Origin of the sequence: Chitinophaga sp. CC14 (assembly GCF_048957795.1) — a bacterium.
In the GTDB taxonomy this organism is placed as follows: domain Bacteria; phylum Bacteroidota; class Bacteroidia; order Chitinophagales; family Chitinophagaceae; genus Chitinophaga; species Chitinophaga ginsengisegetis.
Map to the genome: position 1 here is coordinate 1,909,661 of NZ_JARBFY010000005.1, position 25,098 is coordinate 1,934,758.

Consider the following 25,098-nt stretch of genomic DNA (forward strand, 5'->3'; position numbering starts at 1 on the left):
ATTTTCCGTCTGCCGGTCCACCTTATCGGGGTAAGGTGGACCGGCAATTTTTCCAATGTCAAAATCTGTCCCCCTCGCAAATTTATTTAAAAATCACCTGCGTAAAATTGAACAGGTTATTCCGCCATACCGGCCAGGTGTGGCCTCCCTGGTATTCGCTATAAGTATGTTTAATATTCAACTCATCCAATTTTGCCAGCATCAGCTGACAGTTCCCGTAGGCAATATCTTCCTTTCCACCCATCGCAATCCAGAACGTCTTCAGGTTGTTGTTAATCATGGCGGCATGGGCTTTCATGAAATCGTACTGTGCTGCCGCAACACCGGCCTGCCGCGACTGCATCCAGCCGGAACTGAATACCCCCAGGGAAGAAAACAGATCCGTATTTTTAATACCTGTATAAAGCGTATGAATGCCGCCCATCGATAAACCCGCCAATGCCCTTTTATTGGCAGCTGTTTCGGCGCGATAGTTTTTTTCTACCAGCGGAATAATGATATCCTTCAGTTCTGTTTCAAATGTCTTCAATGAAGATTCGTCGAAAGCTGTGCCACCTACGTTGGCATCGGGCATCACGATCAGCATAGGCCCGGCTTTTTTTGCAGCAATGAGGTTATCCATGATCAGATCCGTTTTGCCTTGCAGGGCCCAGCCGGTTTCGTCTTCACCGCCACCATGCAAAATATAGAGCACTGGGTATTTTTCGGTTGTATTGGCATCATAACCGGGAGGAGTATAGATATACAACTGCCGCCATGAACCTGTAACCTTGGAGAAATACTTCCTGATCCGGATATCGCCATGCGGCACATCTCTTAACGCATAATAGTTACCACCGGCAAACGGTATTTCAATACCGCTTGCCATTCTTCCCATGCCGTAAAAGGTTTCACTGGCGGGGTCCGCAACGGCCACCCCATCTATCAGCAGGGAATAGTAATGAAAACCTTCGCCTATGGAATCTGTCGTTACGGTCCATAAACCGCCGGTGTCCTTCACCATATCATACCTGCGGCCCAGGTCCACCTGTACCTTCCGCGCTTCCGGCGCTTTGGTGCGGAAAACAACGCGATGGTCGGCCAGTACCTGCGGATACTTTGCATTGCGCACATTGGTTTCGGCAGGAGCGCCCACCACCGGGTATTTTGAGAAGGTAGTAGTATCCACGGGCTTAAAGATCAGCTGGGAAAACATAAACAATCCGTTCTTCCATACCTTAAAGTCATGCACACCCGGTTCAATGTAATAGATATGCGGTACGTTGTTTTTTTGGAGATAATCATGCGTGCGTTTGCTGAAAGCAATTAATCCGTCGCTGGCGCCGCAGGAAATCCAGAGTAGTTTTATTTGCTCCCTGGCCTTAACAGGATCCGGTATCAACTGCTCCGGTACTTTGGTGTTTGGGGCCGAGGAAAAACCGCCGATCCATGCAAACCTGTCCAGGTTACCCAGTCCAAAATTCAGTGACTGCCCTCCTCCCATGGACAGTCCGGCTATGGCCCGGTGCTCCCTGTCTGTATAAACAGGATACTTCTTTTGTATGTAGGGTATAAGATCGCTCAACAAATCTTTTTCAAAAGTGGCAAATGCCTCCACTTTGTCGGGAGCCATGATATTCCCCGTAGCCCGGTCGTCTTTCATAGCCCTTCCGTTAGGCATAACAACAATCATCGGCTCAATTTTTCCTTCTGCGTACAGGTTGTCCAGGATTACCTGTGGCGTGCCGCCTCTCAGCCATTCCTGTTCATCGCCGCCAATGCCGTGCAACAGGTATAACACCGGGTATTTATTTTTCTTTGAAAATCCTGGCGGCAAATATATCAGTGCTTTGCGCGGATTACCCACCGTTGCCGAATTATACGTGATGGTATCAATACTGCCATGCGGTATATCCGTACGTGGGGTGTCAAAACCGGGCAGGGCGTGCTCAATAATGCCTTGTGTAAAAGCGGTTACGGCAAACAATAGAAGGATGGTAACACTAAATACTATCTTTTTCATGTGGAATAATTGTTTTATTACAAATGCAGCTTAGTTACTTCCGGGTGATTAACGTAATATCATCAGAGCCGGTGATAAAACAAAAATACAGGAAGCCGCTTTTAACCAATAGCTTATTTGTTGAAATTGATGGTATAATTGTCTTATAGACAATAAAATACATAAGCGGTGAGTGGAATGTATCTTAAAACCGGTAAAATGTCAGAAGATTTCAAGCATCGCATAATGGAATCCGGATGGGGCGGAACAGCCAGTATCATCAATGGTAAAATTTATCAAACGGTGACGCTACCTGCAGGGAATTATATTTTCCTTGTGAACTGCTACACAGAAGCGCTCGACCCTGTATACGTGGTAGCTGTTGCCGGCAATACGCTCCCGGATATAAGCGACCTGTCTACTGCAGCGGGATATGCCGCGTTCACCACCGCGAGGTTTGTGAATGCAATGGCGCAGTGCCAGTTTAGCATCGCTCAGCCACAAACCGTTTCGTTAGGCTTTGTAGCCACCATGACGTCCGGCAACCAGTACTGGCGCGTGCCTTCTGTTAAACTGATAAAAAACTGATCCTTTCCATATCCTATGCCTGAGCGCCTGTTCCTTACCGGAACAGGCTTTTTTACTGGATCCACGGCAGGGTTTGTCTTGTCCTTTCGCCCCAAAAATTAGCTGGTAAGCATAGTTGTATAAAGATTTTTGTAAATTAGGTTCTATATACCTATTCTTCGTAGCACATGAAAAGGATAATTCACCAACACTTTGTTTCATACCCCCAGGATATAACTTACTGATGCCTGGCCTGTTTTAAAACAACCGTACAAAACAATAAAAAATAATAACCTCTGAAATTAACACCATGAAAAGATTTCTATTTGCATTAGCAGCATTATTCCCCGTAGCGGCTTTCTCCCAGAACGCGCCAACAGTAATAGAACCCGGAACAAAACAAATGGCTGCGCAGGCCCTCGTGGAAAAAGGATATACTACTCCTTCCGGATGGACTGTTAAACCGGGCGATGAACTGAAGATAGGAAAGGGATCCATGCCCAATAAAACATTTTCGTTCATTTATCAGTCGCCCGCAGGATTTGCAACAGAAACTTCCGGCGACAATTATAGCAACAAGCGGTATGCGGGTACAAACATGGCCGGTAAATCAACCAAGGTAAAATCATTGATTGCTTATGGAAATAAGAAAACGGGATATACCATTGTTGCAAGGGTTGGCTTTGGAGAGCTGGTTAACTATTGGATTGAAATAGATAATGCCGTGGAGGGCGGAGAACTCATTCCACCTGCTGCATATGCCAAAAAAGAGCAGAGCGGGACTTCAACAGGAGGCTCCGTTGCCGATGAATTGAAAAAGCTAAAAGAACTTTTAGATTCAGGCGCCCTTACCCAGGAAGAATATAACGCGCAAAAGAAAAAGCTACTGGCACAATAACAACGTTGGTTAAATGTATATAAAAGAGCCTGTTTCTTACCGGAACAGGCTCTTTTCGTTAATAGCAACCTCTGCCATATGCCACCCCAAGCATAGGATAAGCCGTAGATAAGCCGTATCTGAGCCGTATATAAGCCGTAGATAAGCTGTATCTATAGAGATACGGCTTATCACCGTTTTTACTCCGTGTCAACTATAAACATACCGGGAATGGCTTATATATCGGTAATTGCGAATATATCAGGAACACATACTTAACAATTCCCTAACCCATACTTAACTTCGGGCTAACAATCATTTCCCATCTTGCCGTTGTTACCCCGGCAGGAAATGCTATCCAATTGAAAAACCTATTACTATTGTTTGTTTCAGCCATTATGGATGCAGGAGGAAGGAAGAGCAAGCTCCTTCCTTTTTTTATTCCGGCGGCCAAACCCCTATCTTTACGTAATTTTTTACTGAGATACTATGGGAACATCAATTACCTGTCCCAGTTGCAGGCACCAGTTTGTTATTGAGGATGCTTTTGCAGCGGATATAGAAAAAGAAATGCGGGGAAAAATGGAAGATGAATGGCGCAGACGCCTGAAATCTCTCCAGGAGGAAAAAGATACACTTCTTTCTGAAAAAAATAAGATGGCACTCGAACGCCGGCAGATAGAAACACTGAAACAGCAACAGGAAGAAGAAGTGAACCGCCGTGTACTCGCAGAAAAAAAACAGCTCCAGGATGCCATGGAGCAGGAACTACGCAAAACCATTACCGCCGATTTCGGCAGCCAGCTGTCGGCTTTGAAGGAAGCCAACCAGGAACAGGAAGAAAAGCTCCGCGAAGCCCGCAAACAGGAGCTGGAGTTCCTCCGCAAGGAGCAGGACCTGAAAACCAAAGAACAGGAACTGGAAATTGATCTCCAGAAAAGATTACTGGAAGCCCGGTCAGAACTGGCCGATCAGATACGAAGGGAAGAATCCGAACGTAACTCCCTCAAAGATACAGAACACCAGCTACGCCTCCGTGAACTGGAAAAGCAACTGGAAGACCAGCGCAAACTGGCAGAAGAAATGAGACGCCGGGCAGAACAAGGCTCCATGCAGCTGCAGGGTGAAGCACAGGAACTGATACTGGAAGAAATGCTGCGTCTCCATTTCCCCTTTGATGAAGTAACGCCGGTAGGCAAAGGCGTTCGTGGCGCCGACTGCATACAACTGATCCGCAACCAGTACGGACAGGAATGCGGACGCATCATCTATGAAAGCAAACGTACCAAAGAGTTTATCAAAGACTGGGTAGAGAAGCTGAAAGCAGACATGCGCAGCCAGGGTGTGGATGTAGCCATCCTGGTTACCCAAACCATGCCCAAAGACATGGAGCGGTTTGGTGAAAAAGAAGGCATCTGGATCTGCACCTTCGCAGAAGTGAAAGCACTGGCCTATGTGCTGAGAGACGGGATCATCAAAATTTCAGGTAAGCTCCGCTCACAGGAAAACAAAGGCGACAAAATGCACATGCTCTACGAATACCTTACCGGGGGAGAGTTTGCAGAGCAATGGAAAGCGATCCGCGAAGGGTTTATGTCTATGAAATTATCCATACAGCGCGAACGGGATGCGATGGAAAAACTCTGGAAAGCACGCGAAAAACAACTGGAAAAAGTATTGCTCAATGCAGCACATATCAAAGGCTCTATTGAAGGTATTGCCGGCAGCGATTCGGTAGACCTGCAACTGCTGGAGGATGCAGCCGATGAACTTCCTGAATAAATATAAACCTATGCAAAACAAAAAGATCAACACAATTATATTCGACCTGGGCGCAGTATTGATCGACTGGAATCCCCGTCATTTGTACCGTAAAATTTTTTCTTCGGAAGAAGAAATGGAAAACTTCCTCCGCGATGTATGTACTTCGGATTGGAACGAAACACAGGATGAAGGCAGAACATTAGCAGAAGGCACTGAACTGCTGGTTAACAGCTTTCCACACCATGAAGAAAATATCCGCGCCTACTACGGCAGGTGGGATGAAATGCTCGGCGGAGAAATTGAAGGCACAAAAAACATATTGCATCGACTAAAAGAAAGCGGCCAATATAAATTATACGCGCTTACCAACTGGTCTGATGAAACGTTCCCCATTGCCTGGGCCATGTACCCTTCCCTCCACTGGTTCGATGGCATCGTAGTTTCCGGCAAAGAAAAAATGCGTAAACCTGCCCATGCATTTTTCCAGCTCTTACTTGACAGATATAACGCTGACGCACATACGTCGTTGTTCATCGATGATAATTTACGCAATGTATTAGCGGCGCGTGAGTTTGGCATTGATACTATTTTATTTGAAAGTCCGGAACAGTTAAAAACAGCATTAGAAAATCGATCTATAATAATTTAATCCACTACATTACTTATTGTATTTGTTAGCCCTTCTCTCACTTTAGGATTTCATTAACACTCCACAGATAAACTTTCTGTAACAATCAACCATCTAATCCGTTCAAGAAAGATACACGGAAATCGGAATGTCAGGATACCAATCTGTTTGGTCCATGATCGTTAACCTGTAGATTTTATTTTTTTAAATTAATACGCTAGGACATGAAAAGAACTTTGTTTTTATTCAGCGCCGCTGCCGCAGTGGTAGCGATGGTTTCATTCAGCAGCTGTCGTAAAGATCCCTTAAAAGATATGACTAATGAAGAGTCGAGGATCTATATCACTAACCACGACAGCACCGCTAACTTCACCTCATATTCAACTTTTAGCATAGTAGATTCAGTGGCAGTGCTGACGCGCACCAGCGATTCAGCTAAAAAAGAGCTGACCGACTACGACAAAAAATTAATTGCTTCCGTAACCACTGCTATGCAGCAACGGGGTTACACACTTGTGAACAAAGCCGCCAAACCCGATCTGGCAGTGAACCTCACACGCATCGACAACTCCTACACCAACATCTCCTGGAATCCGGGATGGTGGGGTGGCGGCGGCTACTGGGATCCAGGTTACTGGGGATATCCGGGTGGCGGCTGGTACTGGCCTTCTTACTACACCGTTTACCAGGTGAATGAAAGACAGGTAGCCATCGATGTTTTTGACCTCAAAAACCCTAAAAACAATAAGCTGACAGCTGTATGGAATTCATTATGGCGTGGCTCGGGCGTATGGAGTATCGGTAATATCGATTCAATGGTGCAGGCATCTTTTGCCCAATCGCCCTACCTGAGTAAAACCGCTAATTAATGTTGATTGAGAACTTTTAAACTGACAGGAAATGAAAAAGATAAGAAACTGGATATTGATATTTGCAGGATGTTTTGCTGCCCAGGCAGTATCCGCACAGGTTCGTCCGCCTTTATCCGTAGATGTTAATTACTCCATTGCACAACCCCTGGGTTCATTAAAGGACTATTCCGACAAAACCAGCTTCCGTGGCTGGAGTGCAGGGTTACAATATCAATTGAATAATCAGTGGTCTGTAGGATTACGTTCCGGGTTCCAGGACTTTTATCAACGGCTTCCACGTGCAGTATATCCCGATAAGCAAGGTGATGTATCTGCTGTTCAGTCGCGCACATTGCAGGTAATTCCGATCCAGGCAACAGTGAGTTATGCATTCACCCAACCATCTGCAGCGGTTATTCCGTATGCTACCGTTGGTGTAGGTACTGCTAATATGAATTATGAAAAATACTGGGGTGAATTTGTAGAGAAAGATAATAGCTGGCAATTCCTCGTGAGCCCGGAAATAGGCATCAATGTGCCTTTTGGAAAGGCTTCACCGTTGATGTTCAATGCCAATGTACGGTATAACTATGCGCCTTATAAGTATGGCGATATCACCAATTACAATACCGTTCAGGGAAATATTGGATTGAAGTTCTCACTGAACTAAATCCTTTTATGTCCATATTCTAAGAAGAAAGCGTGAGAGTGAGTCCCGTTCGTGAACCAGCGAACGGGACATTTTTTTTAGAATTCCATATATGCCTTAAAACCTTTACTAAAGGCTTCTTTAATAGCGCCATCTTTATCTTTATAAATATAAATTGCTTCCAGCCCATACTCCGGATGCTGCGCAATAAAGGCAAGTCCCTTTTCCACACCCATCAGGATAAGCGGGTTATCAAAAGCATCTGCAGTAAAACAATCCTTCGCAATTACGGTTACGCTGATAATATTATTATGCAACGCCACTCCGGTTCCGGGGTGAATGGTATGCGCAAAACGTGTATGTCCCTGGTCAAAAAAGCGGCGGTAATTTCCGCTGGTGGCAATGCCCTTGCCGGGAAGCCGTACCAGCCCCTGTACCGGCTCATAGGCAGTATCGCCGGGCGATGGTCTTTCGATCCCCACACTCCATATTTTATGCTGATGATTATGTCCTTTTGCACATAATTCACCACCTACATCTACCAGGTAATTATCTATTCCCTGTTGCGATAAAAAGTGTCCGATAACATCTACTGTATATCCCTGCGCGATACCGTTGCAATCAATCTGTACGCCTTTCTTTGCTGCATACAGCTGATCCCCTTTTATACGGAGATAACGGTAACCAATATACGACATGGCAGCTTTGATGCTGTCCGGTGGCGGCACGCCTTTAAAAGAAGGTTTGGTAACGCCAAAGCCCCACAGGTAAACCAGCGGCTTTACCGTAATATCAAACAGGCCGTTGGTGGCTTTGCTGGTAAATAAGGCTTTTTGAATCACTGCTTTCATGTGTTCGTCCATCGTAACATGGCCGGTTTCATTAAACCGGTTGATGGCTGATCCGGGTTTATACAGCGACAACGACTGATCGATCATGCCAAATAAAGAATCAATTCGTTTATCCATTGACGTGGTATCGGCCGATAAATATTTCACGAGATAATAGGTACCCTGTGCTTTTCCTTCGCAGGTGATCAGCTTCAGGGCAGGCGCCTGCTGCGCCCGGGTGTTGGCAGACCACAGAAGAATGGCCAGGAAAAAAAATCGTTTCATGTAACCGCTGATGCTGCTATTTAAATGCGTCTAACCCTGTAATATCCATACCGGTGATAAGTAAATGTATTTCGTGTGTTCCTTCGTAAGTCATTACGCTTTCCAGGTTCATCATATGACGCATTACCGGGAATTCGCCGGTGATACCCATTCCGCCTAAAATACTGCGGGCGTTGCGGGCTATATTGGCGGCCACTTCGCAGGAGTTGCGCTTGGCCATGGATATTTGTGCAGCCGTTGCTTTTCCTTCATTTTTTAACACCCCGAGGCGCCAGTTGAGCAGCTGCGCTTTGGTGATTTCTGTAATCATCTCTGCCAGTTTCTTCTGCGTAAGCTGAAATCCGCCAATGGGACGGTCAAACTGAATGCGTTCTTTGGCATATCTGAGGGCCGTATCGTAGCAATCCATCGCGGCGCCTATCACTCCCCAGGCAATACCATAACGCGCCGAAGAAAGGCAGGTTAACGGCCCTTTTAAGCCGCGGGCTTCGGGCAGAATATTTTCTTTAGGTACTTTTACATTGTCAAATACCAGCTCGCCGGTAGCGCTGGCACGTAAACTCCACTTCCCTTTTGTTTCAGGCGTGGTAAAACCTTCCATGCCTCTTTCCACAATGATACCGCGGATCACACCACTTTCATCTTTTGCCCACACTACAGCGATATCTGCAAATGGCGCATTGGAGATCCACATTTTAGCGCCGTTCAGGATCACATGATCTCCTTCCTCCCGGAAGTTGGTAAGCATGCCGGCAGGATTGGAACCATGGTCAGGTTCTGTAAGGCCAAAGCAGCCCATCCATTCTCCTGTAGCCAGTTTGGGCAGGTACTTCTTTTTCTGGGCTTCGCTGCCAAAAGTAAAGATCGGGAACATCACCAGCGATCCCTGCACCGAAGCGGTGGACCGGATGCCACTGTCGCCCCGTTCCAGCTCCTGCATCATCAGTCCGTAAGCAATATGATCCATTCCGCCTCCGCCGTATTCCACCGGGATGGTGGGGCCGAAGCAGCCCAGTTCTCCGAGTCCTTCTAAAATATGTGATGGAAAAGCAGCGCGCTGGCAGTAGTCTTCGATAATGGGGGATACTTCTTTCTTCACCCACTGGCGTACTGCGTCGCGGATCAAAAGGTGTTCTTCTTTCAGCAAATCATCTATAGCAAAGTAATCAGGTGACTGAAACAGATCTTGTTGCATTAACTACGGGTTTAATACCCAATATAAGAAATTACCTGTTAGGAACCACGTCCACGGGGAGATTTCAGCCATGTATGCCTGCATTAAAATACCGGGAAGACAAGCATGTTATTTCATGACAAGTTTGTACCTTTCCTTCAAATTCAATAACTATGGCAAGCAAAGTTATACCTGCGCTTTTGCTATTGGGATTTTTAGTCATTGTGATGTTATCATTTCACCCCACACCATTACAATCTGTTGCACTGAACAGAGTGCTACCCCCAAAAGTCAAATCAGGCGCACCTCCTGAACTAAAACGGTATTGGATGGTTCTGCTCAAGAAAGGCCCCATCCGGAACCAGGATACTGCCCTGGCAGCAAAAATCCAACAGGCCCACATGGACAACATCAACAAAATGGCAACCGCCGGCAAACTGCTGGTAGCAGGGCCTTTTGAAAATGATGAAGAGCTGCGTGGTATTTTAATTATGGATTGTAAAGACAGCCTGGAAGTAGTGTCGCTGGTGAATAAGGATGCTGCTGTGATAGCGGGCCGGCTGGTTTTCGAGGTAAAGCCTTGGTGGACCGTAAAGAACTGTATTTTTAAGTAGTAATCAGGGAGATACCGGTACCTGGTGTCTGCTGCAAACCGCAGCTGCCCGGTACCGGTATTAAAAAATTATTTACACGGCTGCAACCATCTTGTTCAGGTAACCGGCCATTTCCACCTGGTATTGTTTGGCTACACGACGGGCATCTGTAGCAAAATCGTCTCCATTGCCTGCATAAATGATAGCACGGCTGGCATTTACCAGCAGTCCGCAATCCTTATTCATGGCCTGTGTGGAAATTTCCTCGAGGCTTCCGCCCTGTGCGCCTACCCCTGGTACAAGGAAGAAATGATCCGGTACCAGTTTGCGGATATAGCCCAGTTGTGATGACTGGGTAGCTCCTACCACGAACATCAGGTTTTCCGGAGTACCCCATTCCATGCCGGCTTTCAGCACTTTTTCAAACAGGAACTCGTCCCCGATCTGTTGCATCTGGAAGTCCTGGCTGCCTTCATTGGAAGTTAATCCCAGCAGGATCGCCCATTTTTCAGAGAACTGGAGGAAAGGCGTTACGCTGTCTTTACCCATGTATGGCGCAACGGTCACAGAATCGAACTTATAGGTTTCGAAAAATGTTTTGGCGTACTGGGTGGAAGTATTGCCGATATCACCGCGTTTGGCATCAGCAATAGTGAATATACCCTCAGGGATATATTCAATGGTGCGTTGTAAACTTTCCCAGCCGCGCATGCCCATACTTTCGTAAAAGGCCGTATTAATTTTATACGCCACGCAAAGATCTTTGGTAGCGTCAATAATCGCCTTGTTAAAGGCAAACACCGGATCTGCATGAGAAAGCAGGTGTTTTGGAATCTTTTGAATGTCCGTATCCAGTCCTACACATAGGTAAGACTGCTTTTCCTTAATCAGATTCACCAATTCCTGTCGATTCATAGTCGGTTAATTTGGGGCGCAAAGTTAAGAAAAACTTAAGCATTGACGCTTCTTTAAACATATTATGATTACCTGTAATTGAAAAACAACTCTTTTTTTATTCACTGTGGTAGTTGTGGCTTACCAGCAATGTGGATTTTCGTTAACGCGGAAGATTCAAATAAAGATATTCCTTTTTGGGATTACGACCATCAACAAAAATAAAATGTTTCTGTCTATTTTTCAGTTGACCGGCGGGCCTCCATTTCTGCCGCCACGCGCAGTGAATTTTCATCGCCCAATGCCCGCAAATGTGCAATCACGCTGAAATAATCCATATCTTTTTTATTCTGGCTGAGCTTATAATTGGCGTTTACCTCCCGGATGCTCATTTCAAATCCCACAATGGCTTTTACATTGTTACGGAGCGTTTTATCATCAATATCGCTGATATGCACCGGGCAGGCAGATGCCGCCTCGTAGTGATCCATTAATGTACCCAACGCCTGCACCACTTCTGCTTCTTCCTGGATACGGATGGTACCATGAATATGTACTGCCATATAATTCCAGGTAGGTATCTTTTCCTTTTCGTACCACGAGGAGGAAATATACGCGTGATGTCCTGAAAACACTGCCAGTGTTTCGTTTTTCTCAAAAAGTTCCCATTGTGGGTTAATCCGTGCGATATGTCCGTGTAACACAAATTCTCCGGGTGTTTTTTCCACCAGCGTCATGGGAATATGCGTGGCATGGGGAGTTCCGGCGTTATCGGTATTAATCAGCAAACCAAAACCATTTTCCCTGATAAAATTGGCAATAGTATCCCAGTTGGTTTCCCTGGTATGTTTTGGAGTATACATATGAAGCTATTAGAGAAGATGATTACGGATCACAGATATTCTTATCTGTAATCCGTAACCGCTGATTCTTTTATACAATAATTTCCACAATCCTGGTAGGAGCAATATTGGCGTTGCGCATAGCGATGCTGCGTGCAGCTGCACCGGCAACATCCAGGAAGGCCTTACGGGTTAGCTTTTCGTCGCCGGCCATAGCGGGCACACCGGCATCACCGCCTTCGCGGATGCTTTGTACCAGCGGGATCTGGCCGAGGAACGGGATATCCATTTCTTCTGCCAGTTGTTTTCCGCCTTCTTTACCAAAAATGTAATATTTATTTTCAGGCAGTTCGGCAGGCGTGAAATAGGCCATATTTTCCACTAATCCGAGAATTGGCACATTGATCTGCTGTCCCATGAACATGGCAATACCCTTTTTAGCATCGGCCAGGGCTACATCCTGCGGTGTGGTTACAATCACAGCACCGGTAACAGGCACCGTTTGTACCAGGGTGAGGTGAATATCGCCGGTGCCGGGAGGCATATCGATGATCAGGTAATCCAGTTCATCCCAGTATACATCGGTAATAAACTGCTTCAAAGCGCTGCTGGCCATAGGTCCGCGCCAAACAACCGCCTGTCTTTCATCTATCAGCAAACCAATAGACATGACCTTGATACCGAATTTTTCTATCGGCTGGATCATGCCTTTGCCATCTACATTCACCATCAGCGGCCTTTCGCCACGTAATCCGAACATAATAGGAACGGACGGACCGTAAATATCCGCATCCATCAGCCCTACTTTGGCGCCATCACGGCCCAAAGCCAGCGCCAGGTTGGCTGCCACAGTGGATTTACCCACTCCCCCTTTACCAGAGGCCACCACAATGATATTTTTTACATTAGACAGGACACCCTGTCCATTTGCTCTTTTGGTATTTACGTTGGCCGTCATGACAACTTCCACTTCTGCATCCTTGCTTACCAGCATGTGAATAGCATTCACACAGGCATTGCGGATCAGGTCCTTTAACGGACACGCCGGCGTGGTAAGAATGACCGTAAATTTTACTTTATTGCCATCAATCTCTATATCTTTTACCATGTTCAGCGTAACGAGATCCTTGCCCAGATCCGGCTCTTCTACGTTGCTCAGGGCCTTTAAAACCTGCTCTTTCGTGATCATAAATTGTTGTTAATTTTGAATCCAGACAGCAAAGTTAACCCAATTGGGATTTAATTTACAATTTCTCTGGGCAGGAGACCAACTGCATGAAAACACGTAATTAAATTTTTATATCTTAGGGCCGGCATGCATCAGAAAAGATCCTACATACTGTCACTCATAATAGTTTTCGTTTTATCTCCTTTCCTTTTGAAAGCTCAGATCGCGGAATTCAGAGACAGCGTTATACAAATTTCGGGTATTACCATGACGGCAGACAGTCTTCGGGCCATCCCTGCAGTAAGCATCCTGGTAAAAGGACAAAACAGGGGAACTATCTCCAACAGATCCGGCATCTTTTCTATCGTTGTATTTAAAGGCGATACCCTGTCGTTCAGTGCAGTGGGCTTCAAACATAAAAATTACCGCATACCTCCGGACATCAAAGGCAACAGCTTTTCCCTGATACAGCTGATGGTGGAAGATACCACCTATCTCCCGGTAACTATCATCAAACCTTATCTTTCCAGGGAAGAATTTGAACGGGCCTTTGCCAATATGGACATCCCAGACGATGCATATGAGGTGGCCCGAAAAAATACAAGTAATGCCAGGCTTCGCGCTATGGCCCGTTATACACCGGTCGACGGCAGGGAAGGCACCAGCCAATACCTCAAGAAACAGGCCCAGAGCCTTTACTATGCCGGTCAGCCTCCTCCGCAAAATATCTTCAATCCGCTGGCATGGGCCCAGTTTATCCAGGCATGGAAACAGGGCGACTTTAAAAGGAAAGACGACAGTTATGGCAGTTACTGACCGTAACGTGTAATACCTTAAATTAGCGCCTTATTCAATTCCGACAAATCACTACACCATGCAAAAAATTGCGGTTATCGGCGCTGGTACTATGGGAAATGGTATTGCGCATGTATTTGCTCAACACGGCTACGCCGTAAACCTGATAGATGTTTCGGCCCCGGCACTGGATAAGGCGCTGCAAACCATTACCAAAAACCTGGACCGCCAGGTGGCAAAAGGCACCATTACCGAAGCCATAAAGGCGGATACCCTGGGTAACATTTCCCTGCAAACCGACCTGGCCGCCGGCGTAAAAGAAGTATCCCTGGTAGTGGAAGCCGCCACAGAAAATATTGCGCTGAAACTGAAAATATTCCAGGATCTCGACCTCCACGCCCCGGCTGATGCCATTCTCGCCACCAACACGTCTTCTATCTCTATTACAAAAATTGCTGCGGTTACCAAACGTCCTGCAAAAGTAATAGGCATGCACTTCATGAATCCCGTACCGGTAATGAAACTGGTAGAGATCATCAATGGCTACGCCACCGATAAAGAAGTAACCGCTACTATCGTAGCGCTTTCCGAAAAACTGGAGAAAGTTCCCTGCGTAGTAAATGATTATCCCGGCTTTATCGCCAACCGCATCCTGATGCCCATGATCAACGAAGCTATCTGCTCCCTTTTTGAAGGCGTGGCGGGCGTAGCTGAAATTGATACAGTGATGAAACTGGGGATGGCGCACCCGATGGGACCCTTGCAGCTGGCGGATTTCATCGGGCTGGATGTTTGCCTCTCTATTCTGCAGGTACTGCACGACGGCTTTGGCAATCCTAAATATGCACCCTGTCCGCTGCTTGTAAACATGGTAACAGCAGGTTATCTCGGTGTTAAAAGCGGTGAAGGATTTTATAAATACACCCCAGGCAGTAAAGACCTTGTTGTGAGCGAACGGTTTTAAATAAAAAGCAGGAATTTATTCAACAGTGGGTGGTCAATAAAACTATTGCTGTATCCTTTCCGTTTTCTCAACACCAGCAGACTGATGATCTCCAACGGGAAATATTGCCAGATAAGCTGATTAAATGGTAAAGCTGTTGTCGTATTTTTCTTTTACATAAAAAGAAAAGTACGACAACAGCTTTACTATATCCTGTGGAAAATAAATGGCTGCCAGGATATGTGTAAAACAATATCAGCCGAAAAAATACTATCCGCTGTTTGCTGCTGTTCTTCACATTTTAACAGCGCCTGTATGTTGTAGTGTAAGCCGGTTAATGTTTCTATGCATCAGGGTCGAGGCTCCAGTCAATTTCATCCAGCAACCACCCGATTTCATTACACCAGCTTTTAAAGTCTTTTAAAAAATCACTCCCGGTTAATTCCTGGAATTTATACTTTGAAATGGCATCAACGATGTTGTCGTATATGGTATGTCCCAGATCATGTCTTTGTTCAATCCTTTGCAGGCCTTTATACTTATCATAGCTAACGGTGATATCAATTGTTAAGTAACGATCCTTTTTGTCATAGCGCTTAAAGGTTTTTCTTTCCAGTTCATCCGGCAGACACCTGATGGCGATGCCCATCACATCAGGTGTTTCGACGCTTCCATACTTTTCATTTACCTTCTCACATACCGGATCTAATTCGTCCCTTAAACTCAAAATCGAATCTAAATAGGTATCAACGTTTAGTGATATTCTCATATATAGTTTAAAACTTTTAGTGATGTGCTTTATTGCCGGGAGGCAGGTGTCCTTTCCATGCCTCGTATCCTTTTAACTTCTGACGTTCTATAACCTGCATTGCCTTTTTATTTCCTGTAGCAATCCTCACTTTATCCAAATCCATTTTGTCCAGCCATTTTTGACTATACCTTTTTTTCGGATTGATGGTTTCTCCTATTTTCCATAAGTCCCCTTTCTTCAGATACATTTCTCCAATGGGGGCTTTTTTACCATACTGCATTACCGGGTACCATCCATCTTTCTTCGCTAACAATGCGTATAATTCCATCAACCCGTATGGATCAACGGATTGATTGGAATCCCGTATGTATGCGTACATGGTAGCATTCCCTCCTGCTAATCCGATCGGATCCTGGCTTATGTACATACCTTCGCCAGGTGAATAGTATCTGAAACGGTTATACGCCAATCCTGTTTCAGTATCTTCATACTGCCCCTGATAAAGATAATTACAAAATGTTTTATCACCACGCAGGCGGATCACTTTTCCGTAGCAATCGAGTTCCCGCTCCCATACTTTATTTCCGGCAATATCAAACGCGTGTGTAGGTGTACCAAGATGGTCTGTTACGATACTATAAGCCCCGCCTGCAGTAAGTTTTGCACAGGGTGTAAAAGAATCATCTTCAAATACCCAGGTCACCAGGTTCTCTACCGGCTCTGCTTCTATCTGCAATGCGCCATCTGCCACGGCTTCGAGGTGCGGTGGATAATCGCCGGTATACTGCCATTCATGCAATGGCACATTGCCGTCCCATAGCCAACGTGTTACTTCCTGCTTCCGTTTATTCACCTTCGCAATACGTCTTCCCAGCGGATCATAGCTGAATATAATTTCTCCTCCCGAAGGTGTGATCACTTTCCACAGCCATCCGTTTGCCTTCCACTCATATACCCAACCTGTATGGCTTCCTTTCAATACTACTTTATTTGCCTTCGCCCATGCCTGCTTATCTTCCGCCACCTGGTGATTGTGCCGGAATTCCTTGCAGATAAGATTTCCTTCTCCATCGTAATAATAGAAGTAATCCGGACATTCCAGCAGGCGTCCGCCTTTGCCATACACGCGATCAGTACGTGCGGGTGTTCTGAAAAGATGCCCCAGCTTATCCGGTATCCGGTAAACCGTATCCATCGCGGCGCCGTTTGACTGTCCATAGGTGGCACTTACAAGGTTATCAAATTCATCATAGGAAAACTGCGATTGCGCACCATTCAGTTCATTCACCATCCGGCGCAGCTTTGTATTTTTCCCCCATTCATAACGGATGCGGCTTTGTTCTACCTTGTGTACCCCGATAGATTGCCTCACTACCAACCCCTGCTTATCGCGTTGTGTTTCTACCGTCACTCCACCGGACAACATCCGCAATACTTCCAGTCCGCTTTCATTGTGTTTCCACTGCGCCTGCCAGGAATCTCCCGGTCCATTGGCAGCCTGCATCTCCTTTACATATCCTGCGGCGTGGTGTTCCAGTTGAATAGCAGCACCCAGTGTGCTTCCTACAAAAACCGGTTCTCCCCATTCATTGTATTCACGGTTCACTGCGTAAGCGCCCTGCACCTCGCTGATGGTGTGACCATAGGCGTCCCGTTGGATGGTAACTGCCCCGTCTTCATTAAAGGCGCCGGTCAGCTGCCCGTCTTTGTTATATCCATATGCAGTTACGCTACCGTCGTTGTATTCTTCCCTTACCAGTAAACCGGTGCCATCATATTCGCAGGCGGTCCAGCGATTATCCGGCCGGAATATTTTTTTCACACGGCCTGCAGCATCGCGTTCGTAGTGGTAATGCACACCATCGAAGCCCCATTCATGGATGATATTTCCGTTTGCATCCGGCTCCTGCCGGTACAGCTCTCCGCCTTCGTTGGCGATGCTACGCAACTGCAGCTCCCTGTCATAATTAAACCGGACATTCACACCATGCTGACTCCTGCCCGTTAATACGCCCAATGGTCCGTAGGTAAAACTTACTTCCCGCTGGCCATCTTCCGCCTTCACCAGGTTATCAGCTGCGTCGTAACTAAAGTGATGACTACTGCCATCCGCTTCTTCCATATGAATAATATTGCCGGCGGCATCGTATTCATACGCGTACCAGTAGCCGGTTTCAGTGGTTTCTTTTATCAACTGCCCCAGTTCATCGTACTTCCAGTAACACTGTGCATTTTCCGGTGAGGTAATCTTGCTGAGGTTATGCTGTTCATCATATTCCAGTTCAAAGGTGCGGCCGTTTTTATGGGTTACCTGTGTAAGATACGGACCAGTATACCGGTACCGCGTTACCACTCCTTCCATGTTCTTTTTCTTCACCAACAATCCTTCTTCATTGTAGGTCCATTCCACCCGTTTGCCACCGGGCGTTTTAACGCCTGTCAACCGTTGCTCTTCGTCATAATAAAATAAGGTGGATTCCCCGTTGCCATTGGTTTCTTTCACTTTATTTCCATAGGCATCATATTCATACTTCACGGTATTACCCGCAGGATCTACCACAACTTCCAGTTCATCATACCTGTTGTAATGCTGCAGGGTAGCCCCTCCGTTGCCATCAATGAATTTATAAATAAGATAACGTTCGTCGTAATAATAGGTTGTCGTGTGCCCAAGACCGTTAGTAACAACGGTTTTCCCTTTTTCATACTTTGCATGATATTCCAATACGCCTTCATCTCCCCAGGTATGAACACAACGCGCCTCATCTCCCCTGCCTTCATACTCCCAGTAAAAATTCAATCCGCTCTGGTTGGTTAGCCGCACCATTAAATGCCCTTTGTAAAAAAAGTATTTGCTGACATCACGCGCATTGGTGGTGCTTGCGAGGTTACCATCTTCATCAAAGGAATAACGCACGAGGTGAATAACTTCCGCTCCTTTGCGTGTGTGAATCCCTTCAATACGGCCTTGTTCATCGGTAGTTACCTGCAGCAGCCGGTTGCCGCTGTCGATGATCTGTTGCAGATAGCCGTGCCCGTTATACCGGAACTGGATCCGGAACCCTGCCGCGCTGCATATTTCAGATAGCATGCAACTGCCATCGGGCGCAGGCCGGGCATTGAAGCGATACTGGAGTTGCTCTTTATCTTCCAGGTAATAACCGCTGTTGTCGCGGCGCCACCACAACTGTTCCGCCCTGTTAAAATAGCTGCTGTTTGCTGGCAGTGCCGGCATCACTGTTTCGCGGCCATCTGCCAGGCGGATACTGAAGTACCCGTTATGCAGATTGTACAGACTGAGATTATAGCTGTGGTGCCAGTTGTAACCCAATGGCCCCTGTACTTCTGCATCGCTGTAATAGGTGCGTTCCCATACCAGCGGTATGGGGCCGGGCAATTCAAAATCTATATTGGAAGACACCACTCTTCCGGTTACCGCATCCACAGGTTCTCCAAACCTTTTACACTTAAAATCCTGCAGTATGCCTGCCAGCTTTGGAAACCGGCTTTCTATCTTATTAATTACTTTTTGTAAAGCGGCGCCTGCTGCTTTGGACAGTCCTTTCAACCCCAGTTTAAACATGAGCTGAAACAGGTCGATAGTCGGCGGACCACCCACCAGCACCGGTTTCCCGGAAGAAGTCATGATCAGTAACATAGAAGTAGGCGCCATTAACGCCATAGCAGTGCTCTTTTTATTCAGCCGTGGTGGTGAAGGAAGTCCCACCAGGTTACACGACAGCGCGGGATGAAACTGCGTGGAAAAAGGACCGCCGTCTGCCAGCACAGTAGAACTACCCATCCACATTTCGGATGCCGCTTTGGGCTTCACAATGGGAAAGGGCAAATGTGCAATGATGGCGGGTAAATGCAGGATGGGTGTACCTGCATTGGCCACCCATTGGTTATGTACTTTTACGGAAGGGCTGAGTGCATGTACCAGCATTTGTGCGGTAGCTGCCAGTGAAAATGGTTCCGGCGCCGGTTCTTTTCCTTCCTCTGCAGGCGGCGGTGGTGGTGGCGGAGGCACCACGCTGGCAATAGCTGCCATGATAGCGCCGAGGATATCGAACACCATACCGATATGCGGTACCGGCAATAACGGTGATGGAGGAAATACGGAATCGTGAAAGTCAATACCTATGCCGAGGTCAAAATATTTTGCGGCGGGCATTCCCGGGAAAGCGGGTAAGATACTGGCCATTCCTTTCTGGATATGGTCCAGTGAGTTTTTCTTTTCCGCAAATAATGCCCCAAAGCCTTTGTTTTCTACAGCCATGATATGATTACTTTATTCCCTCGTGGGATAGGATCTTAGTTAAACTCAAACAAGGTGGATTTACGTCTCACTGTTGCTTTGTCCATGCCTTCCGCCTGTAGTAATGTATGCCAGTCGTCACCTAATAATTCCTGCAGGTTACTTTCCAATATGGCGAGATCTTCCGGTCCCCGGATCTTTTCACACAGGTGCACCGCCATCGCGGCCGCATGCAGGAAAGTTGATTGTCTTCTTACTTCCCGTTCCAGGTAGCTGCCGCCGGTCATAGACAGCAACAGGTTTTCAAAGGCCGTATTCAATTGTCCCAGTTCATAATGCAGGTGACCGCAAAGCCGGTATCCTTCCATGATCATAAAGGCATCGCCTTTATTTACGGCTTCCAGCGCCAGTGCTTCATAGAGTGCAATGGCTTGCTTTCTTTTCTTCCTGCCGGCCAGTATAGCGGCGCGGATCATCACGCAGGATTTCCAGGTAGGATAGCCCGCCGGATCATTCCTGTCCATCAGCTGCCTCGATAAGCGGATGGCTTTATCCGCATAGCCGGCGCTCTTATCAGATTCACGCGCCATGAAATACGCCTGTGCAGCTATCATCATTCCGGCTACTTCGTGGGATTCACCGCCCATTTTTTTACTGAGTGAAAGCAGTGCTGATACTTCCTGATCCAGCGTGGGTGAACCGGGTTGTGTAGTGCAATCCATCACTTTACGGATCTGTTTACGGAAACGTGCATCTACACTGATGGTGTCGGAATTGCCACCACCTTTATCCATTTCATGATTAATGGCTGCCACCATTTGCAGGGATGGCTGCAATACTTTTACCTGGTTGGTAAATATTTTGGGAATGGTGATACGGGAATTGGCCGCTATATCTATGGTAACAAGCCGGATACCTTCCGGCAATCCTTTTTTCAGTACATCCGCGTACCATGCGCCGGCATCGGGCTGGTCGGGTCTTAAAGCGGGAAAATAAATGCAGCAGCCGGTATCTTCCAGGCCGCGGATGCAGCCCATAAAACGCCGCAGTTCCTTCCAGATACTTTGTGCTGTTGGCGGCAGACTGCCGTCGGGATGATAATCTGTTTTCAGCAGGCCATCTTTTTTCATGGCGGCGTACACATCATATTCTTCGCGTGGCAGGGGTTCAAACCATTCCAGGAATTCATTCCACAGCGCCTGTTCATACGCCTGGTGATCTTCCCGGTAGGGGGAATCAAATCTGAAAAATATCTCTTTAAAAACACCAATAGCAGTGCGTTCGGTTTCCAGGAATTTATCAATAATTTCCACGTCGGCATATTGTATCTGCCAGATGGCCAGTTTCCATTGGTGATCACTGTCGGCGGTGGCCCATGTTTCCCTTACTTTATAAAACTCCTGCCCGATAGTTGGTGAGGTTGTCATAAGTGAGCTTTAAGGATCAGGAATTTATTTTCACCAGTCCGCCGGATACTATTACATCGCCATGCCCGCTTACCGTAACATCCTTTGTACCATTTACCATAACGGAGGCGCCGGTAATGTTGGCATTTTTACTGCCGGAGGCCAGCAGGTCTTTCGATATCAGTGTAAGTGAGTCACCTCCTTTCACTACGGCATCCTTACTGTTTACGGTGACCGTTTCAGTGCCTTCCAGGTAGATGCCTTTCTTGGCAACAATAGAGCCCTGTTCGGAGGCTGCGATGCTAAATTTCTCGGAGGTTATTTCAACTTCTTTGGAAGATATTGACATTTTTGTTTTGGAGAAGAGCGACATTTTATCTGTGCCATCGATGAAGATGGTATTACCGGCTTTATCTGAAACGGTAACGCTGCCGTCGGCATCATTCAGTAAAATGGAAATGCCGGTGCGGGTGCGGATGGCTTTCATGTCGTTGTTGGCGGTGCCAAATCCCGACTTGCCTTCCCCATTGTAGGTGGTTCCCAGTACGAAGGGGAGTTCGGGGTTGCCGCCTTCGAAGTCCACTACTACTTCTTCTCCTTTTTCCGGTACCATATACATGCCTTTGCTGCCACCACCGTGGGGAGCCACCACTCTCATCCAGGGCGTCATGCCCTGTTGCTGCCATTTGAAACGCGCTCTTACACGCCCGAGGTCTTTAGGATCATGATTGTCTACTACTGTGGCACTCTGTGCTTCACAGAAGGGGATATTTTCCAGGTTCACCGGCGGAACGGCCGCATCTGCCGGGATACCTTCAAACTCGTTGTAATAGTCGCCGTTGCCGGTTACATGATGGGTAAGCCCCCAGATCATGAATTTCCCATGATCGTCTTTTGCGTATACGCTCTCCTGGATGGAAATATGATCCCCAACCCGGAGCGAGGTATGCCTGCTGCTGCCTTTCAGTTGCACCATAGCGGCCATACGTCCTTTTTTTTGCCGGGTTACCAGCGTATCCAGTTCTGCTTTGGCGTTGCTGGTAAAGGCGTGGTTCATTTTATAGGTGGAGGGGGTACTGTATAATTTTTCGCTTAGTCCCTGTACATGTGAGGTATAATCGTTGACTTTCCCGGCGGGCTGCGCCACCGTGGTATTTTCCACCACTTTGTTGTTCCGGTAGTCAAATCCGTTCAACTGCTGATTATTTGGCTGCACTTTCATTTCGAGGTCGAAGCTCATGAGGTCAACCAGGTGTACCAGTGATACTTCACGGGGTTGGTATTTTCCAAAAACCACCTGTTGCCCGTTATAAAAAAACCATTCCCCGAAACGTTCTGAGAGCCGGTGCAGGAAATCGAACGATGTTTCTTTGTACTGCACAATATATTTCAGTGGCGATGTGGTATTGGGATCTACCAGCGGACGTGCTACATAGGGGCCACCCGCTTTCAGCGTAGTGTTCACAATAGCGCTGAGGTCCTGGTTTTCAAACGCCTGTACATGCAGGTCGTTACTTAGCAAAACGGTGGGACTGTATCCGCGGATCACGCAAAAACCATGTGTGCCATCGCTTTCTTTTCCGGAGCTGACAGACATCACAATGCCATTGAAAATAAGCGGTTCATATGTTTGTAATTGCTCAAAAGCCTGTATGGTGATGCTCACTTCTTTTCCCAGAAAAGCTTTGGTAGCCGACACCATACCGGGCCCCAGTTCCTGCAGCCAGTCGTAGCCTATTTTCAGCTCAAAATGATGATGTCCCTGTAACTGTTGTTCCAGGCGCAGGGAATGAAATTGTTTAAACTGTTTGTCAGCAATAGATACGGTTGTTATGGTATGTAACATATACAGGGGGGCTTTTAATATTAATATGGTCCTATATCTGATCTGAAAAAGCTGGATGGGCGCTGCTGTACGGGCAGATCTCATCTCAAAAAACACCTGAAAAACGGGTTAAGGAAATCCTAGTTAACAAAATTAAATTTAAGGAAATTTATATTACGACTCTCTCATTTTATGCAAATGGGGAAAATATTTTCGGGGGTATTTTGGGGAGATGATCCTGAAGTACGGATTCCTATCTACATGTTGTAACATCCGCCTGCTTACCAGGATCATCCATTCTTCTTATCAGGGCTTTTGTGGTTGTATCTGTAATCCGTAAATATCTTTTAAGCGCAGCAGGCAAAGCTCTTCGCCTGATTTCGGAACGCCGATCACCATTTCGCAGAACAGCTGCAATTCCTGTGAAATAACGGTGCAGTTATTTTGCTTCACCACCATCATTACGTCGTTCATAATGGTGTAATCAAAGCTGAGATGATATTTGGCTTCAATGTTTTTCTGGATCACGGGGATGAGTTGCAGCACCATGGCCGCGCTCATTTTGTACGCATTGATGAGTCCGGGTACGCCGAGCAGGCTACCGCCAAAATAACGCACCACTACAATGAGCACATCCGTAATTTGTTTACTGTCTATTTGCCCCAGGATAGGTTTACCTGCTGAGCCCGAAGGCTCTCCGTCGTCGCTGGCGCGGAACTGGAGCCCGGCGGTGCCGAGGCGGTACGCATAACAGTGATGGGTGGCTTTTGGATGTTCCTTTTTCACCTCTCCAAGGCATTCTTTTACTTCCTCAGGCGATTTAACGGGAAATGCGTACGCGAGAAATTTGCTGCCTCTGTCTTTAAATTCTGCTACTGCTGTTTTATCAATTGTAAAATAAACCTCCATCAAAATAATTTAATACGCGCTTAAAACTACGCGGGATGATAAAAATCGATACGATCGCCGGCTACCTGTAAGGTATGCGTGAGCGATGCGTTGGTGAGTACCGGCGCTGCCAGTCCTTCCGGCAGTGTATCCGTACCCGTGATAACACGCGCCTCATCCCACAAACCGGCTGCAATAAATTGCTGCAGCACATTGCTGCCGCCTTCCACCAGGATGCTCTGGATCTGCCGCCGGTGTAACTGCTGCATCAGTTGCGGCAGCAGGGCGGTGTTGAAATCGAGCGGCAGGGTTTCGGTAAGACCATGCGTTTCCGCCGCTGTGGCCGTGATGAAGATAGTAGGGATACTACCGTCCCATACGTGATGGGACCTTGGCACTTTCAACTCCCGGTCAATGATCAGGCGCACCGGGTCTTTCCCCGTCCACAGCCGGTTATTGAGCCGGGGGTTATCATTTACCGCGGTGCGGGTGCCTGCCAGGATACCCATTTCCTCGCTGCGCCATTTGTGTACCAGGCGGTCGCTGTATTTATTGGATATCCGCACGGGCGCCCCGCCGGCGCCGGCGATCAGGCCATTGCTGCTCTGCGCCCACTTCAGTACAATATAAGGGCGTTGTTGTTCATGAAAAGTAAAAAAACGGCGGTTGATTTGCCGGCAGGCCGCTTCCAGCACGCCTGTTTGTACCTGTACACCGGCTTTCTCCAGTTTTTCGATGCCCTTTCCGGCTACAGCTGAAAAGGTATCCACGCAGCCAATCACCACCTGCCGGATGCCTTGCGATACTATGAGATCCGCGCAGGGTGGCGTTTTACCATGATGCGCACAGGGTTCCAGGCTTACATACATGGTAGCCAGCGGAATGAGCGAACGTTCTTCCGGCGCCACGCTGTTCACACAGTTCACTTCCGCGTGGGCCTGCCCGTACTGCCGGTGATAGCCTTCCCCGATGATACGCCCCTGGTGCACCAGTACGGCTCCCACCATTGGATTGGGCGCCACCTGACCAGCTCCCATAGCGGCCAGTTCGAGGCAACGCTGCATATAAAATTCATTGAACGTGCTATTCATAATCACCGGGCGAAGTAATATTTTTGCAAAAGTATCGT

Annotated in this window: 21 protein-coding genes; 9 read left to right on the plus strand and 12 right to left on the minus strand. The window is 47.1% G+C overall.

Annotated features, from left to right (window positions below):
• Positions 1-82: 82 nt before the first annotated feature.
• Positions 83-2,002 carry an alpha/beta hydrolase-fold protein gene (locus PV783_RS27150; protein WP_420990333.1) on the minus strand — a complete coding sequence of 640 codons (1,920 nt, stop codon included), beginning with the start codon at positions 2,000-2,002 and terminating at the stop codon, positions 83-85.
• Positions 2,003-2,200: 198 nt separating this feature from the next.
• On the opposite strand from PV783_RS27150, the gene PV783_RS27155 reads away from it, so the two are divergent.
• The 6 genes from PV783_RS27155 to PV783_RS27180 all read left to right on the plus strand — a co-directional run bounded on the left by PV783_RS27155 (position 2,201) and on the right by PV783_RS27180 (position 7,338).
• The gene (locus tag PV783_RS27155) at positions 2,201-2,569 is read left to right on the plus strand and encodes a DUF5013 domain-containing protein (RefSeq protein WP_420990334.1); all 369 of its coding nucleotides are present in this window, start codon (positions 2,201-2,203) and stop codon (positions 2,567-2,569) included.
• 289 nt (positions 2,570-2,858) lie between these two features.
• On the plus strand, positions 2,859-3,446 hold the full coding sequence (locus PV783_RS27160; protein WP_420990335.1) for an SHOCT domain-containing protein: 588 nt from the start codon (positions 2,859-2,861) through the stop codon (positions 3,444-3,446).
• Between the two features lie 468 nt (positions 3,447-3,914).
• Positions 3,915-5,207, plus strand: a complete 1,293-nt coding sequence (locus tag PV783_RS27165) for a DUF2130 domain-containing protein (protein ID WP_420990336.1) — start codon at positions 3,915-3,917, stop codon at positions 5,205-5,207.
• Between the two features lie 10 nt (positions 5,208-5,217).
• Positions 5,218-5,838 carry an HAD family hydrolase gene (locus PV783_RS27170; protein WP_079470985.1) on the plus strand — a complete coding sequence of 207 codons (621 nt, stop codon included), beginning with the start codon at positions 5,218-5,220 and terminating at the stop codon, positions 5,836-5,838.
• 203 nt (positions 5,839-6,041) lie between these two features.
• Positions 6,042-6,686 carry a DUF4136 domain-containing protein gene (locus tag PV783_RS27175; protein ID WP_079470382.1) on the plus strand — a complete coding sequence of 215 codons (645 nt, stop codon included), beginning with the start codon at positions 6,042-6,044 and terminating at the stop codon, positions 6,684-6,686.
• 31 nt (positions 6,687-6,717) lie between these two features.
• Positions 6,718-7,338: an outer membrane beta-barrel protein gene (locus PV783_RS27180; protein ID WP_079470383.1), complete on the plus strand. Its 621-nt coding sequence runs from the start codon at positions 6,718-6,720 to the stop codon at positions 7,336-7,338.
• Positions 7,339-7,415: 77 nt separating this feature from the next.
• Here the strand turns inward: PV783_RS27180 and PV783_RS27185 are convergent, their stop codons facing one another.
• Both PV783_RS27185 and PV783_RS27190 read right to left on the minus strand, forming a co-directional pair.
• On the minus strand, positions 7,416-8,432 hold the full coding sequence (locus tag PV783_RS27185) for an FAD:protein FMN transferase (RefSeq protein ID WP_420990337.1): 1,017 nt from the start codon (positions 8,430-8,432) through the stop codon (positions 7,416-7,418).
• A 16-nt stretch (positions 8,433-8,448) separates the two neighbouring features.
• Positions 8,449-9,627, minus strand: coding sequence for an acyl-CoA dehydrogenase family protein (locus PV783_RS27190; RefSeq protein ID WP_079470385.1), 1,179 nt, complete (start codon positions 9,625-9,627; stop codon positions 8,449-8,451).
• Between the two features lie 308 nt (positions 9,628-9,935).
• On the opposite strand from PV783_RS27190, the gene PV783_RS27195 reads away from it, so the two are divergent.
• Positions 9,936-10,220, plus strand: coding sequence for a YciI family protein (locus PV783_RS27195; RefSeq protein WP_159454323.1), 285 nt, complete (start codon positions 9,936-9,938; stop codon positions 10,218-10,220).
• 72 nt (positions 10,221-10,292) lie between these two features.
• Here the strand turns inward: PV783_RS27195 and pyrF are convergent, their stop codons facing one another.
• From pyrF to PV783_RS27210, 3 genes are all read right to left on the minus strand, one after another.
• Positions 10,293-11,114: an orotidine-5'-phosphate decarboxylase gene (pyrF, locus tag PV783_RS27200; RefSeq protein ID WP_079470387.1), complete on the minus strand. Its 822-nt coding sequence runs from the start codon at positions 11,112-11,114 to the stop codon at positions 10,293-10,295.
• 215 nt (positions 11,115-11,329) lie between these two features.
• The gene (locus PV783_RS27205; protein ID WP_079470388.1) at positions 11,330-11,956 is read right to left on the minus strand and encodes an FMN-binding negative transcriptional regulator; all 627 of its coding nucleotides are present in this window, start codon (positions 11,954-11,956) and stop codon (positions 11,330-11,332) included.
• 70 nt (positions 11,957-12,026) lie between these two features.
• On the minus strand, positions 12,027-13,124 hold the full coding sequence (locus PV783_RS27210) for an Mrp/NBP35 family ATP-binding protein (protein WP_420990338.1): 1,098 nt from the start codon (positions 13,122-13,124) through the stop codon (positions 12,027-12,029).
• Between the two features lie 189 nt (positions 13,125-13,313).
• Here PV783_RS27210 and PV783_RS27215 point away from each other — a divergent pair, with 189 nt between their 5' ends.
• Together PV783_RS27215 and PV783_RS27220 are read left to right on the plus strand one after the other, a co-directional pair.
• Complete coding sequence (locus PV783_RS27215; protein WP_227024489.1) at positions 13,314-13,919, plus strand: carboxypeptidase-like regulatory domain-containing protein; 606 nt, start codon at positions 13,314-13,316, stop codon at positions 13,917-13,919.
• Positions 13,920-13,977: 58 nt separating this feature from the next.
• Positions 13,978-14,862 (plus strand): 3-hydroxyacyl-CoA dehydrogenase family protein, encoded by an 885-nt coding sequence (locus tag PV783_RS27220; RefSeq protein ID WP_420990339.1) that lies wholly within the window; start codon positions 13,978-13,980, stop codon positions 14,860-14,862.
• A 322-nt stretch (positions 14,863-15,184) separates the two neighbouring features.
• On the opposite strand, the gene PV783_RS27225 is transcribed toward PV783_RS27220, so the two are convergent.
• The 6 genes from PV783_RS27225 to ribD form a co-directional block, all read right to left on the minus strand.
• On the minus strand, positions 15,185-15,610 hold the full coding sequence (locus PV783_RS27225; protein WP_420990340.1) for a hypothetical protein: 426 nt from the start codon (positions 15,608-15,610) through the stop codon (positions 15,185-15,187).
• A gap of 16 nt (positions 15,611-15,626) precedes the next feature.
• On the minus strand, positions 15,627-19,871 hold the full coding sequence (locus tag PV783_RS27230) for a DUF6531 domain-containing protein (RefSeq protein ID WP_420990341.1): 4,245 nt from the start codon (positions 19,869-19,871) through the stop codon (positions 15,627-15,629).
• Between the two features lie 35 nt (positions 19,872-19,906).
• Positions 19,907-21,277, minus strand: a complete 1,371-nt coding sequence (locus tag PV783_RS27235; RefSeq protein ID WP_420990342.1) for a hypothetical protein — start codon at positions 21,275-21,277, stop codon at positions 19,907-19,909.
• Positions 21,278-21,293: 16 nt separating this feature from the next.
• Positions 21,294-23,102 carry a type VI secretion system Vgr family protein gene (locus PV783_RS27240; protein ID WP_420990343.1) on the minus strand — a complete coding sequence of 603 codons (1,809 nt, stop codon included), beginning with the start codon at positions 23,100-23,102 and terminating at the stop codon, positions 21,294-21,296.
• A 285-nt stretch (positions 23,103-23,387) separates the two neighbouring features.
• Positions 23,388-23,990: an IMPACT family protein gene (locus PV783_RS27245; protein ID WP_079470395.1), complete on the minus strand. Its 603-nt coding sequence runs from the start codon at positions 23,988-23,990 to the stop codon at positions 23,388-23,390.
• A gap of 26 nt (positions 23,991-24,016) precedes the next feature.
• Positions 24,017-25,060, minus strand: a complete 1,044-nt coding sequence (ribD, locus tag PV783_RS27250) for a bifunctional diaminohydroxyphosphoribosylaminopyrimidine deaminase/5-amino-6-(5-phosphoribosylamino)uracil reductase RibD (protein WP_420990344.1) — start codon at positions 25,058-25,060, stop codon at positions 24,017-24,019.
• Between the last annotated feature and the right edge of the window lie 38 nt (positions 25,061-25,098).